The sequence below is a fragment of the Flavobacteriales bacterium genome (assembly GCA_025210805.1).
Classification (GTDB): domain Bacteria; phylum Bacteroidota; class Bacteroidia; order Flavobacteriales; family CAJXXR01; genus JAOAQX01.
The window spans coordinates 61,859-75,372 of the sequence record JAOAQX010000019.1; the positions used below are offsets into that span (position 1 = coordinate 61,859).

13 protein-coding genes are annotated in these 13,514 nt (G+C 32.2%); 12 read left to right on the forward strand and 1 reads right to left on the reverse strand.

Going from position 1 to position 13,514, the window contains the following annotated elements; translation table 11 throughout:
* Positions 1–96: 96 nt before the first annotated feature.
* The 12 genes from lpdA to N4A45_07605 all read left to right on the forward strand — a co-directional run bounded on the left by lpdA (position 97) and on the right by N4A45_07605 (position 10,159).
* Positions 97–1,503: a dihydrolipoyl dehydrogenase gene (gene lpdA, locus N4A45_07550; protein MCT4665071.1), complete on the forward strand. Its 1,407-nt coding sequence runs from the start codon at positions 97–99 to the stop codon at positions 1,501–1,503.
* A gap of 352 nt (positions 1,504–1,855) precedes the next feature.
* Positions 1,856–2,419: a Crp/Fnr family transcriptional regulator gene (locus N4A45_07555; GenBank protein MCT4665072.1), complete on the forward strand. Its 564-nt coding sequence runs from the start codon at positions 1,856–1,858 to the stop codon at positions 2,417–2,419.
* Between the two features lie 75 nt (positions 2,420–2,494).
* Positions 2,495–3,004, forward strand: coding sequence for a hypothetical protein (locus tag N4A45_07560; GenBank protein ID MCT4665073.1), 510 nt, complete (start codon positions 2,495–2,497; stop codon positions 3,002–3,004).
* An 872-nt stretch (positions 3,005–3,876) separates the two neighbouring features.
* Positions 3,877–5,121 carry a B12-binding domain-containing radical SAM protein gene (locus tag N4A45_07565; protein MCT4665074.1) on the forward strand — a complete coding sequence of 415 codons (1,245 nt, stop codon included), beginning with the start codon at positions 3,877–3,879 and terminating at the stop codon, positions 5,119–5,121.
* A 50-nt stretch (positions 5,122–5,171) separates the two neighbouring features.
* On the forward strand, positions 5,172–5,477 hold the full coding sequence (locus N4A45_07570) for a hypothetical protein (protein ID MCT4665075.1): 306 nt from the start codon (positions 5,172–5,174) through the stop codon (positions 5,475–5,477).
* The gene (locus N4A45_07575; GenBank protein MCT4665076.1) at positions 5,467–6,312 is read left to right on the forward strand and encodes an ABC transporter six-transmembrane domain-containing protein; all 846 of its coding nucleotides are present in this window, start codon (positions 5,467–5,469) and stop codon (positions 6,310–6,312) included. Before N4A45_07570 ends, N4A45_07575 begins: the two co-directional genes overlap by 11 nt.
* A 25-nt stretch (positions 6,313–6,337) precedes the next feature.
* Entirely contained in the window at positions 6,338–6,727 is a 390-nt protein-coding gene (locus N4A45_07580; protein ID MCT4665077.1) for a hypothetical protein, read from the forward strand.
* Between the two features lie 4 nt (positions 6,728–6,731).
* A complete protein-coding gene (locus N4A45_07585; GenBank protein ID MCT4665078.1) occupies positions 6,732–7,880 on the forward strand; it encodes a hypothetical protein in 1,149 nt (382 codons plus the stop codon).
* A gap of 13 nt (positions 7,881–7,893) precedes the next feature.
* Positions 7,894–8,238: a hypothetical protein gene (locus N4A45_07590; GenBank protein MCT4665079.1), complete on the forward strand. Its 345-nt coding sequence runs from the start codon at positions 7,894–7,896 to the stop codon at positions 8,236–8,238.
* Positions 8,239–8,241: 3 nt separating this feature from the next.
* Positions 8,242–9,120 (forward strand): DUF5777 family beta-barrel protein, encoded by an 879-nt coding sequence (locus N4A45_07595; GenBank protein ID MCT4665080.1) that lies wholly within the window; start codon positions 8,242–8,244, stop codon positions 9,118–9,120.
* Positions 9,121–9,144: 24 nt separating this feature from the next.
* Positions 9,145–9,867, forward strand: a complete 723-nt coding sequence (locus N4A45_07600) for a VOC family protein (GenBank protein ID MCT4665081.1) — start codon at positions 9,145–9,147, stop codon at positions 9,865–9,867.
* Between the two features lie 151 nt (positions 9,868–10,018).
* A complete protein-coding gene (locus tag N4A45_07605) occupies positions 10,019–10,159 on the forward strand; it encodes a hypothetical protein (protein MCT4665082.1) in 141 nt (46 codons plus the stop codon).
* Between the two features lie 170 nt (positions 10,160–10,329).
* Here the strand turns inward: N4A45_07605 and N4A45_07610 are convergent, their stop codons facing one another.
* Positions 10,330–13,458 (reverse strand): T9SS type A sorting domain-containing protein, encoded by a 3,129-nt coding sequence (locus N4A45_07610; GenBank protein ID MCT4665083.1) that lies wholly within the window; start codon positions 13,456–13,458, stop codon positions 10,330–10,332.
* Between the last annotated feature and the right edge of the window lie 56 nt (positions 13,459–13,514).

A 13,514-nucleotide genomic window follows, 5' to 3' on the forward strand; every position in this document is an offset into this window, starting at 1 on the left:
AGTTATAAAAAAAATAAAAAAGCTCTTATAGTTTGTTCGAACTTATATACATTTGTTATTCAAACTTAAAAAACTTAACACATTATCTCTTTTGATATGAAAAAATATGACGTTGTAGTGATTGGTTCAGGACCTGGAGGGTATGTTTCAGCAATCCGTTGTGCACAATTGGGAATGAAAACAGCTATCATAGAAAAATATGATACTCTTGGAGGAACTTGTTTAAATGTAGGGTGTATACCTTCTAAAGCGCTCTTAGATTCTTCAGAACATTTTCACCAAGCTACGCATCAGTTTGCAGAGCATGGTATAGAAATCAGCACACCAAAAGTGAATCTTGAACAGATGATTAAGCGTAAGCAATCAGTTATTGATCAAACATGTTCTGGAATTGACTTTTTGATGGGAAAAAATAAGATTGATGTTTTTCATGGAGTAGGTTCTTTTAAAGATGCTACACATATTACTATATCAAAAGATGGAAAGGACGAGGAAATTGAGGCAGCTAAAACCATTATTGCCACAGGATCTAAGCCAGCATCTCTTCCGTTTATCAATCTAGATAAAGAAAGAGTGATTACTTCTACTGAGGCATTAAAACTAAAAGAAGTTCCAAAACACTTAGTTGTAATAGGTGGTGGAGTTATTGGTTTAGAACTCGGTTCTGTTTATGCACGCCTTGGTTCAAAGGTTTCTGTTGTTGAATATGCAGATTCTATTATCCCAACAATGGATACAGATTTAGGAAAAGAATTAAAGAAGGTACTTACGAAACAATTAGGATTTAAATTCTACCTAAAACATGGTGTTAAAGCTGTAGAAAATACAGGTGATGAAGTGGTTTTAAAAGTAGATAACCTCAAAAAAGGAGAGGAAGTTGAAATAAAAGGGGATTATTGTTTAGTTTCTGTAGGTAGAAAGCCATTTACAGAAGGACTTGGGCTAGAAAATGCTGGCGTACAGGTGGACGATAGAGGAAGAATAGAAACAAATCATCATTTACAAACCAATGTTTCCAATATTTATGCTATTGGAGATGTGGTAAAGGGAGCTATGTTAGCACATAAAGCAGAAGAAGAAGGTGTTTTTGTTGCTGAATTAATTGCTGGTCAAAAACCTCATGTAGATTATAATTTGATCCCAGGAGTAGTTTACACTTGGCCTGAAGTTGCCGCTGTGGGTAAAACAGAGCAAGAGCTGAAAGCAGAAGGTGTAAAGTATAAAAAAGGAGCATTTCCATTCAAAGCTAGTGGTAGAGCAAGAGCTTCTATGGATGTAGATGGTTTTGTAAAAGTATTGGCAGACGCCAAAACTGATGAAATTATTGGTGTACACATGATCGGTCCTCGAGTAGCAGATATGATTGCAGAAGCCGTAGTTGCAATGGAATTTAGAGCATCAGCAGAAGATATTGCAAGAATTTGCCACGCTCATCCAACTTTTACTGAATCATTTAAGGAAGCAGCATTAGATGCTACCGAAAAAAGAGCAATACATATTTAGTTTTTACTAAATACTAGATATAAAAAAAAGCTGATTTGGGTTTTCCTGAATCAGCTTTTTTTTGTTTATGGGTATTCTGAGGTTGAGAAAATAAAAACCGTTGTAAAATGATGTCTTATCCCGTTTACGGTGTTAATTTACCCATAAGTTCTAGCTTCTTTTTCGGATGCGTTTACTTGTATAACATCCCCCTTCCCCTCCCGAAAAATCGGGACAAGCTATTCAAAGAGGACTTAAACAGTGAGTAAATTAACAACGTAAGTGGTATTATCTCGAATTTTTTCTACATTTTTATTTTTTGAATAATGCTTTTTTGTATATTGATTTAAAATTGAACAAACACTAGGAGCACATGGAAAAACTATTACTTTATATATCAGAACGAGCTTTTTTAACAAAAGAATTAAAGAATAGAATTTCTGAGGTATTTGAACGGGTAGAATGCAAAAAGGGAGACATTATTTTGCAGGCGGGAAATCGTGCTCATTATCTCTATTTTGTGGATCAAGGTGTATTACATAATTATCATGATTTTGAGTTACGTCAAGTTAGCTCATGGTTTTATATAGAAAATCATTTCAATACTGCATGGTCTAGCTTTTATGCACAAAAGCCAAGTTTTGAAAATATAGAATGTTTAGAAGACTGTGTTTTGTATCGAATAAGTTTTTCGGACTATCAAAAGCTTATAGCAGATTTTCCTGCTTTTGGAAATTTTGCTAGGCTTCTTGCAGAGGAAATACTCACTTTTCTTGATGAATTCTCTAGAAGTTGGTCATTTATTTCTGCAAAAGAAAAATATCAAATTTTACAATCCTATTATCCAAATATAGAGCAAAGGGTGAAGCTTGGTTTAATAGCTTCATTTTTAGGTATTTCGCAAGAGACACTTAGTAGGGTTCGATCACAAATATAGATTTTGATATATATCAAAAGATGATATGCTATTTTGAAACATCTTTGTCTTGAACAAAATTATTAAATAGATATCATGAAAAAAGTACTTTTTATTCTAACCATATTTTTAAGCCAAATTTCATTGGCTCAACACGATGTTCTACAGGTAGGGGCTTATCTTGGAGTGCCACTGGGCGATGCTGGTGAAGTGAGTAAATTAGGAATTGGGGCAGAGGCTACCTATATCCTTAATCCAGAAAATGCTTTGGGATTTGGGGTTACATCTGGAATCTCATATTTTTCTGGAAAAACGATGATTACAAAACATGATGGATTGACCTATTCGTCAAAATTAGACAATGCCAGTTATCTTCCATTTTTAGCATCAGTAAGGTATCAACTTGTGAAAAATCTCGTCATAGGGGTTGATGCTGGATATACTTTAGGACTTGGTAAAAATATTCGAAATGGTTTTCAGTATCAGCCAAGAATTTCCTATCAATTAAGTGACGTATTTCGTGTAAATTCTTTTTATTCAAGACTTGCGGTAAAAGGAGGAACATGGCAAATATTAGGTGTTGGTGTTGCTTTTAGCATTCAATAATACAAACGATTTTCTAAAATTTTATTTGGTTTGGAATTTATTGATTAAACACTACAAATAGTGTGATTTACTTAAAAACAAAAGTGTATTAGTAGTAGATATTGAGATTTTGGATTTAATAAAACGAATCTTATTTGAAAATCTATTCAATGTAAATCACGGTTTGAAAAGTAAAATATTACTCCTCTTTCATAGGGGAGTAATATTTTTTTAAAACAATTTTTCTACTTTTTATTTCTGGTAGAAACATCATCTTAATACGTTTCTTAGCGTATAAAAAAACAAAAACAAAAATGCATTATTCAGGTTCAAAAAAAAATTGGATTATTTTTTTAATAACTATGTTTCTGTTTACAACAGGAATGGTTTTGATGATTTTTTTCGACATTTCTGATCTTTGGCTGTGGTCTATATTTCTCATTGTCTGGACATGGGTAGAGGTTGAAGTTAGTAAAAGAATCTATTTGCCGTGGTGGGTTTGGTTGTTATTAACTGTTGGAATTATAGTCATTGACTGGATTATATTGTCTTTTCTTTTTTAGTCCAAATTATCCCATTTCTATTGTCATTTATCTATAAGTGAAATATGTTTTTTTTATAAAAGAGTCATAAAAAATTTGCTGTTGCGATTTTAATGAATTGTCGGTATGATGCCGGTAATAGATAGTCGTGAGACTAGAAAACAAAATATAAGCGATGATTTTATTTTAGTATTGAAGATTAATGTATTTATTTTGAGTCTTTTAAAACTTAGAGAATCACCCTTTGTATCGTTTTAGTTTAATTTGATATACATCAAAAATAGCTATTCCATGCTGGTGTAATTTTGTAAATGAGAAATCCAAAGTAGATCATCTTAAAACGTTCATATTATGAAAATATATCTGATAAAAGCCTCGGCAGGAAGTGCTTATTCAACATATAAAGCAGATACAGGAGGTCCACCGCAAAACATATTTTCAGCGGCTGCGGCAATGCCAAGTGATATTGAAATAGAGATGTGTGACGAAACCATAGGTATGAAGGCCGATATGAAATCGGATGCTGATATTGTAGCTGTCTTTATGTCTACTCCAGATGCATATAGGGCTTATGAGTTGACTTCTGCATTTTCAGAATTAGGAAAAGTAACCTTGTTAGGAGGATTACACACGTTTTTCTTTCAGGAAGAAGCAGAGAAATATGCCGATGCTTTGGTAATTGGAGAATCGGAAGGGCTTTGGGAGCAAATTTTTGAGGATTTAAAAAATAATCAACTTAAGCCTAAATATAAAAGAGAGAAACCATTGGATTTGGCAGAGTTGAACCCATATCCAACCCATTTAATAGATGTTGAAAGATATGATTATACTTGGTCTGTTTTAGTGAGTAGAGGTTGTCCTATGCATTGTGATTTTTGTCTAGTTCATCAGTTTTTTGATAAGTTTAATTTACGACCTATCGACAAGATTGTAGAAGAAGTAAAAGCTTTAAAAAGAATCGGTGTAGAATGGGTAGAATTACATTCAGATAATCTTACTCAAAACAAAAGATACGCAATTGAACTCTTTGAAGCATTAGCGCCATTAGAAATGAACTTTTTTGGGGAAACTACAGTGCTTATTGCACGAGATGAAAAGCTCTTGGCGGCAGCTCAAAAAGCAGGGGTAAAAATGTTACTTTTTGGAATAGAGACTCCATCAGAAGATGCTTTGAAAGATCAAGGGAAAAGCTTCGTGAAGCCAGAGAAAATAAAAGAATATGTTGCAAGGGTGCAAAGTTATGGTATCGAAGTAGTAGGAGATTTTCTTTTTGGATTTGATGCACATGATTATTCGATTTTCGAGCAAACCAAAGAATTCATTAAAGACATCAACGTGGATAAAGCATATCCTCACTTGATGATTCCATTTCCAGGTTCCGAGACTTATAAAAAACTCAAGGCAGAAGGAAGGATACTCACAGAAGACTGGTCTCAGTATGATGGAACCCACGTAGTTTTTAAACCTACAAAAATGTCTGTAGAAGAATTGGAGTATGGAACTTGGGAGGTTTCTGAGTTTGCAGAAAAATGGAATAAAGGACATAGCAGAAATGGAGATTCTATCTGGGAAAAACTAAAAAATATTTTTTCGTAAAAAGGAACAAAAGTGAAAACGATTCTTTTTTTATATAAAAAACACTCAAATTGAGTAAATTGAGATTGACTAAAGAGAAAAATATGAAAGACTTAAAAAGATACTGGCGAGCAATTTTAGCTTTATTTCTAATGCCTATTGCATTTTACTTTAATTTGGTGGAGTTTTTTTTCGCCTTGCTATTTTTGTTTTGGAGTATTCAAGGTATAAAAAGTGGAATGGCAACTTTGATAGATACGGTACTTAAAAGTGATAGCCCCGTACTTTTTTGGACAATTAATATTATGTGGATCGTAATTTCTCTAATGAGTTTGACTTTTTCAGAACCAATTATGACATGGTATTATGGATACTAAAAAAACTTTCTTAAAACATAAATATCGGTTAATATTTACCTTTCTGCTTGTTTTATTAGAATCTGCTGCAAATCTGTTGTTTCCGTTGTATATAGGGTATGCTATTGCAGGTGCAATAGAAAAAGATTTTCATGCTGTGTATAATCTAGGATTTTTAGGTTTAGCGCTTATAATCATTGGAGGATTTAGACGCTTAATAGATTCACGATTCTACGCAAAATTACATATAGAACTTAGTACTAAATTAGCCGAGAATGAAACGGTAGAAGACACAAAAAAATCTGCAAGACTTTATATGCTTACAGAAATTATAGAGTTTTTTGAAAACCAAATACCGACTCTTATTCAAAGCACCATAGGGCTTTTTGGTGTAGCTTTTATTATCATGTCTCTTAATTGGAATGTGTTTGTAATGGCTGTTTTATCTGGTGTATTAGTGATGGTGCTGTATTGGTTGACTTCCAAAAAAACGATTCGGTTCAATGAAGAATATAATAACGAAGTAGAAAAGCAAGTAGCAGTAGTGCATAAAGGCGAACAAACTGAATTAAAAAAACATATTACTAGGCTTAATAAAATAAATATCAAACTTTCAGATTTAGAGACTATTAATTTTTCTATCACTTGGGTTTTTATGATGATATTTTTGCTATTCGCAATTGTTTTCTCAGTAGATACGGAGCAGGTTGAGTATGGAGCCCTTTTTGCACTCATTATGTATGCTTATCAGTATATAGAGAGCGTGGTAAGCTTACCATTTTTTTATCAACAATGGCTTAGACTCAAAGAAATATATCGCCGTTTGAATGAATTTGATTTAAGTCAAAAAAAATAAATAAACCGAAACATACCTTTGAATCATGAAGAAAAGTGTTGCAATTGTATTTATTCTGATATCCTTTATGAGTTGTAAAAACTCAAAATTGGACAAAATAGGAAAATGGGATCTTGTGAGTGATTATTATCAAGCAACTTACCAGATAATTCAACACAATGGTCATTTTGTTTGTAAGCTGGATTACTACAATGATGGTATCAAAGTATTGCATCCTACAAATACAGATGAGGATATTATTTTTAGGAATATTCAGTTTCGAGACCAAGAAAAAAATAAACCAGATGCTATTTCTGGAGCAACAAAAAAGACAGACAAAACACTATATCTACATAGTTTAAGTAAGGATACGCTTAAGGCAATCTATTACGTAAAAAGCCAACAAAAGACAGAATATTGGACCAGAAAAAAGTAACATTATGAATTGGACAAAATTAGTATTACTACTCGGATTAACTGCAATGATGAGTTGCGAAAAAGATTTGCATGACATCACAGAAACAGAAAAAATAGAACCCAAACCTCCTGTGAAAGTAGAGGTGACTCCAGTGGATATCAATAAAGATGGGTTTGAGTTTTTAGAGAAAATGCAAGGACATTGGGTTGGGAAAAACAAAGTTGTCAATCTAAATTATCCTTGGTTTGGATGGGATTTTAGAGCAATCTCTAAATCGCATTTACATGGAATCCATGAAGGAGGATCATTTGGGAATTTGTTCACCTCTTTTTTTGTAACTGATTTTAAGGGAAAAAGAACGCTCATGTCTAGAAACGGAGGTTTGTTAAAAGGAATCTATCGAACTTCTTATTTCGTAATGGATAAAATAGAAGTAAAAGGAGCAGCCGATAAGACCTATAGATTTGTAGATGCAATAGGAGGAGAGGACGTAATGTCTATGATTTTTAGATTCAAGCAAGATAGTTTGATTTTTAATGCTTATACCAGTAATTTAGGAACACGTTTACCCACGCATCACATGCTTTTTAGAGCTAAGAAAGCAAATGAAGAATTGGCGTATACTGCTGCCCAAGCCTTTGGTTTTCCTAAAAATGAATTAGACCAAGGTCTTGATTTTGCAAAAGGATTTGTAGAGACGGATATTTATAAGCCACAAGGTGTATCTAAACCAAAATCGGCAACATTTTTGGCTCAAGGATCAGGGAATGATGTTTATGATTTAGCACCTTTATCTGGGGATCCTTATAAAATTACTGATCATCCTACACTGGGTACTGTATCTGTATCAATTACACGTAATAACACCATACAGAATGATAATCTAATCTTGTATTTGTCTAAAAAACCACTTACAGATAATCAAGGATATTTAAATTTCGATCCAGATGCTTTAAATACCATTCTTCATTTTCCAACACTGGATAATCTTGAGAATGAGTTTATGTTCACTTATATCCATCCTGGAGATTATTATCTAACAATTGTTGCAGATAAAAATCAAGACGGTGCACCATCGACGGGTGATGTTTTAAGTATCTCACACAAGTTTACTTTAACTGCTAAGGAAAATGAATTTATTTCAGTTACCAATATTGATGTTCAAAACTAAAAGAAATTGTAAAATGAAAAAGTATTACACCATTATACCTATAGTATTAATTTCACTTAGTTGTACTAAAGGAATCATCCCAGAAGACGATCAAGTAGTGATTGAGGAAAAAGTAACCTTCGAAAAACACATAAAACCTGTTGTTTTTAATAGATGTCTTACTTGTCATGGTAGTGTAAATCCATCGGCAAATCTTACATTGGAAACTTATGATCAGAATAAAGTATCAGCTGAAAATGGTACTTTGATAGAGAGAATAAATGATGCTCAAAATCCTATGCCTCCTAATAATTTGTTGCCAGCAAATACACGAGCACTTTTTAATAAATGGAAACAAGATGGGTTCTTAAAAAACTAAAAGATGAACACAATAAAAACTATTTCAAAAATACTCACTGTAGGACTTTTGTTCACATCAGTAAATGTAATGGCTCAAGATGATCTCTTAGCGGATTTAGAAAAAAATTCTTCAAAAAGAAAACGATTTGAATTACCTGCATTCAAAAGTATGCAGATAGGAAACTTACAGTCAACCAAAATAGCTTCAAAAGGTGATTTGTATCTTGTGGTTTCTCATCGATTTGGATCAATTAAAGATGGAGTTGATGGATTTTTTGGATTAGATCAAGCGAATACTAAAATACAGTTTAATTATGGTTTATTTAATGGCGTTCAGCTAGGTGTAAGCCGAGATAGTTACCAGAAAGCATATTCCGGAAATGTGAAATTTAAGATCACTAGACAAACGAGAAAATTCCCTGTAAATATTGTAGGGTATGGAAATATAGATGTGAATACTTTGCTCAAAAAAGAAACCTATCCAAATCTTAGGTTTACAGAAAGATTGAGTTATACCTCCCAATTACTGATTTCAAAAAGATTTTCTAAGAAAATGTCACTTTTGATCGCACCAACATTTGTCAGAAAAAACCTCCAAAATCTCAATTTATCCAAGGAACCTACATTCAACCAATTGGTTTTGGGTGTAGGTGGGAGGTTTAAAGTGAGTAAGCGAATGAGTTTAAATATCGATTACGCTTACAACTTTAGTAAAGCAGAAACATCTGTATTTAAAAACCCGCTTACCGTTGGTGTTGATGTCGAAACAGGTGGTCATATTTTTCAGATGTTTTTCACAAATTCAAGAGGAAGTCATGATGCGGCTTATTTGACAGAAGCTCAAGGTGATTGGGCAAAAGGAGATGTTTCCTTTGGATTTAATGTTGTAAGAGTTTTCTAGCAACATAGAATTAAAGAACAGATTATGAAGCCCAATAATATCATTTATTCAGATTTATCTACCTATACACCCAAAAAGACTATGCAGTTTTATGAGAATGTTTTCGGGTGGAAATTTAGTAATGAGTATAATTATTATACTGCTTATATTAATGATGAGCCAATTGTAGGATTGTATGAAACACCTGATAAGTTTAAGCAAATGAGAATGCCTCATTTTTGGATGACTTATATTCAGGTAAATGATGCAAATAAGGTGGTCTCAAAAGCGAGAGAATTAGGTGGAATTATAGAAATGGAGCTAGAAATGCCTGGTTTTGGTAAAGTTGCCCTTATTAGAGATCTTCATGGAGCAGGTTTTACAATTTATGAAGGTGAGTATTTGAATTCTACAAGAAATTATAACACTCCAAATACGCTTATTTGGAATGAGTTACATGTTTCTGATGCGCAAAAAATTATACCTTTTTATGCCGGTATATTTGATTGGGAAATTAAAATTCAAGATGAGCATTTTTTTAAAATTTATAATCATCAACAAGAATACATTGGGGATATCTTGGAGGTTCCAAATTCCTATAAAGGAAAATATGAATATTGGATTAGCTCATTTTGTGTGAACTCTTTAGAAAAATCCAAAAATGATATTCTGAAAAATGGTGGGGAACTCATAGTAGATGAAGGGAATAGAATGCTGATGACCGATAATTCATCTCAGTCATTTTTTTATATTTCAGAGCTTAGATAATACCGTCTCAAGCCAATACATTTTTTACAAAAGCCGAGCATATTTAATTATGTTTCGGCTTTTTATGTGTTCTTCTTCCGGTATCAGTAATTAAGTAAATGATCGTATAATTGAGTAATTTAGCAATAACCAGAATTAGAAAACAAAAAAAATGAGCGAGAATAAAACACAACCCACCAAACTATCTGTAGAAGAATTTTTAGGGAATATCACCATATTCCCTAGAACTAAATCCCGCAGAAAAAATTTGGCAATTGAAGAAAAATCAAGTTCAAGGAAGTTTTTTGAATAAACAAGAGATCTTCAAGAGAAAATTACTCAAATGATTCTTAAACTTGATATAGGTCTAGTTAAAAAATTAGTAATCAATAATTTGTGTTAAAATGCTTTTTGGGGTAACTTTACACCGAAAACGATATAAGCTGTAAATTATAGCTTTTAAACCATAGATGTTTTTTTTGATTACAAATTCATGAATTTAAAAGAGCGAATTTTATTGTGGTAATTCAAGTGAATAATATAAACACCTTTAGCAAATTCTTTAGGTGATTCAAAATCCATTACATTGATTCCTTTGTAGGAAAGTGCTTTTCTACCGAGAATATCAATAATTTCAATTTCAAGTTCGTCGACATTGTCCTCAAAAAGAATATAAAAGTTGTTTTTATGAAAGCCGATTGACTCAATACTTGGAGCTTCTTCCGAGAGGCGAATACAATCCGTTGAAAAAACACAATTATTCTTAAAAAAATTACAAAAATATCTTCTGTTTTTTGGAGGAGTAAAGGAGTCTTGATTTTTTTTAATCACTTGTTTGTTAACGCAATCAATCCAATGTAAGGAGTCTAGTGTGATATTTGGATTAGTTATTTTAAGGGTTTCATTTTCTATTATTAGTTCTATTTTGGGAAGTGTAATTTCGATATCAAAAATTGATACGGAATCACAACCATTTACATTTATAGCACTGTCTATATATAAACCAGATTGCTCAATAATATCTCCATTAGGTAAAGTATATTCAGAACATTCTTGTATATTAAATGAATCTCTATTTTGTAATATAGTTAAATCATACACAACAATTGAATCGCAATTTAAATGGTTTTGAAATGTTTCGCTATATACTCCAGAGGAACTTAGGAAGTTACCTTTTTTCGTTAAATATCCTTCACAAGTACTGATTGATAGCGTATCTGAACTCGTTATTCTTGTTAAATGAAGCGTAATAATTGAGTCACAACCTTTATGATTGGGTATGATATCTATGTAAGTACCAGATGTATAGTATATGTTGTTTCCGCTTGGTGAAGTGTAGGATTCACATATTGAGTCTATTATGGTGTGGGAACTTACACAAATATTATTTTCATAATAGACTAAATCGCCATTCCACCTTCCTACTAAATCAATGTCGCCATCATTATCATAGTCTTTTGCAGCAATAGGTTTGTGAATAAGACTCTGCCTAATGTGTCTATAATAATAGGGCTTAACTATGGGGAGTAGAGTATCTATTTTGTAGCTATGAAAAGTATTAGCTCCATTATTCAAAAATACTCTGAATGAATATCCAATCTCATATTGATTCCAAAGAGTATCTTCATAAAGCATAGACAAATGAATAATATCCAAATCTTGATCTTGGTCAAAATCTTCAATGATTATATTGTGGGGAAAACCAACTTCGGAAGGTGCTTTGAAATTACCAATAGGAAAATTTATATGTTCTTTGTTTTGAAAATTACCCAAGCCATTGTTTTGATAGAAGAACATTGAGTCTTGATTGGTATTTAAGCTAATACAATCTCTAATGCCATCAAAATCATAATCCTTTAACCAGAAGTAACTATGGGTACCAAGTTTGTTTATTTGGTGAGTATTATCAGGAGTAGACGAAAATTTTGCTAAAGAATTATTGGTTGTGGGGGTATAATACATAATGTTATGACGATCATCACAGGTAACAATATCGGCAATACTATCGTTATTCATATCCATAATACCAAACGTATTGGGTTCCTCTATTTTTTTAGAAGACCAATAAGCCCCAAAATGGAAGTAATTCGAATCATTGTTTGCATAGAAAACTGCAGAATTGTACTTGTAGCAATGAAGATCTATGTCTCCATCTTGATCCCAATCATGCTCAATAACTTGATTGAAACTATGTAGACCTGAGTGATATACAAAATATTTCTCGACATAATCATAATTTGTGACATCAATTAAGAAAGACAATAAAGCAGTATGTGATCTATAATAAATATCCATTCGATTCCCCTTTTGTATAGTTTTGGCATATAGTTTTTGGGGATAATGGTAAACCTTATCTTCAATTAAAAAGTGGTATTCGAAGTTGTCATTTCCTTTGTTCTCGAAAATGCCAATCTCCATCAGATCATCTACAATCCTTCCAGTATCAATTTTATCGGTGCAAACGATATCTAAATCATTATCAAAATCTATATCAACAAAATGTGTTAAGGGTAGTACGGTTTGTTTGCTAATGATTTGCTCAGAAAAACCACCTCCTTGGAATTTGAAAATAGTAAGTTGTCCGTTTCTTTCTGATAAAGTGACTATGTCTAAATATCCATCATTATCAATGTCTTCTGAAATCCATTTTTCAAGGCTTAGAATTCTTTTGGATATTATGATCGTATCATTTGTATTGTTTTCAAAGTCTGATATATAAAACAAAGAGTCCATGGTTTTATTTTTAAAAACAATATCAGCTAAGGAGTCATTATTGAAGTCCTTAATAATCAGTTCTTGCAAGTTTTGAGATGGAGAAATTATGTTCCTGTGGAAAGACAGATTGAAATTGTTTTTATAAAATACACTTAGGGTATCCGTATTTTCATAAGCTAAATATATTTCATGATTTAAACTGTCTGGTTGTTTGTAGAAATCAAAAGACTGAATCGTTTTTGTTGTGTCTGTAGGGAAGGACTCTTTAGAAAAAGAAGTGCCAAATGAGTTTTTGAAGAAAAAGAACTTATTATTTTTGGTTTGTATAAAAATATCAGGAAAAGAATCTTCGTAGTAATCAAAAACCCTTATTTTATCGATGGAATCTGAAAGAATCGGTAACGTTAAATGATTATTATTCGCAAAATGTATTTGTATAGAATCATTTTGTGGTAAAAAGAGGAATTCTTGTACACCATCATTATCGAAATCTTGGTAAAAAAAGTTTTGAATGGTCCAAGGCAAATTTTCAATATAGGATAAAGTAAAGCCTCCATTCACTTGATGATAGTGGTGTAATGTGGAGTCATATGAAGAATATGTTACAAGGAGTAAGCTGTCATTTTGAGGGTTGTATGATGTCTCTATCAAGTCAAATTCAGGGGTGTTTTCTATCGCAGAATAATGGAAGAAGTTACTATTTTGTTCAAACCACCCCAAGTGCTTATCTATTTTATTAGATAAGGTGATAATGTCAAGTAAAGAGTCGGAGTTGGTTTTGGTAATTTCAAAATCCACTTTTCCAGAACTACGATTGGATAATGTATGTTTTATAAAGTTCTGAGCTTGAATCGAAAAGCTAAACGATAGAAAAAAGAGAATACCTATTAATCTCATTGAAAAGATGTTTTTTGGAAATTATTATCAATTTTAAAATACAACTAATCTTCGTT

Excerpts from the sequence above, each read along its gene's own strand:
- N4A45_07575 (MCT4665076.1), top strand. The coding sequence starts at position 5,467 with ATGGATACTAAAAAAACTTTCTTAAAACATAAATATCGGTTAATATTT.
- N4A45_07555 (MCT4665072.1), top strand. The coding sequence starts at position 1,856 with ATGGAAAAACTATTACTTTATATATCAGAACGAGCTTTTTTAACAAAA.
- N4A45_07610 (MCT4665083.1), bottom strand. The coding sequence starts at position 13,458 with ATGAGATTAATAGGTATTCTCTTTTTTCTATCGTTTAGCTTTTCGATT.
- lpdA (MCT4665071.1), top strand. The coding sequence starts at position 97 with ATGAAAAAATATGACGTTGTAGTGATTGGTTCAGGACCTGGAGGGTAT.
- N4A45_07560 (MCT4665073.1), top strand. The coding sequence starts at position 2,495 with ATGAAAAAAGTACTTTTTATTCTAACCATATTTTTAAGCCAAATTTCA.
- N4A45_07565 (MCT4665074.1), top strand. The coding sequence starts at position 3,877 with ATGAAAATATATCTGATAAAAGCCTCGGCAGGAAGTGCTTATTCAACA.
- N4A45_07600 (MCT4665081.1), top strand. The coding sequence starts at position 9,145 with ATGAAGCCCAATAATATCATTTATTCAGATTTATCTACCTATACACCC.
- N4A45_07580 (MCT4665077.1), top strand. The coding sequence starts at position 6,338 with ATGAAGAAAAGTGTTGCAATTGTATTTATTCTGATATCCTTTATGAGT.
- N4A45_07585 (MCT4665078.1), top strand. The coding sequence starts at position 6,732 with ATGAATTGGACAAAATTAGTATTACTACTCGGATTAACTGCAATGATG.
- N4A45_07595 (MCT4665080.1), top strand. The coding sequence starts at position 8,242 with ATGAACACAATAAAAACTATTTCAAAAATACTCACTGTAGGACTTTTG.
- N4A45_07590 (MCT4665079.1), top strand. The coding sequence starts at position 7,894 with ATGAAAAAGTATTACACCATTATACCTATAGTATTAATTTCACTTAGT.
- N4A45_07605 (MCT4665082.1), top strand. The coding sequence starts at position 10,019 with ATGAGCGAGAATAAAACACAACCCACCAAACTATCTGTAGAAGAATTT.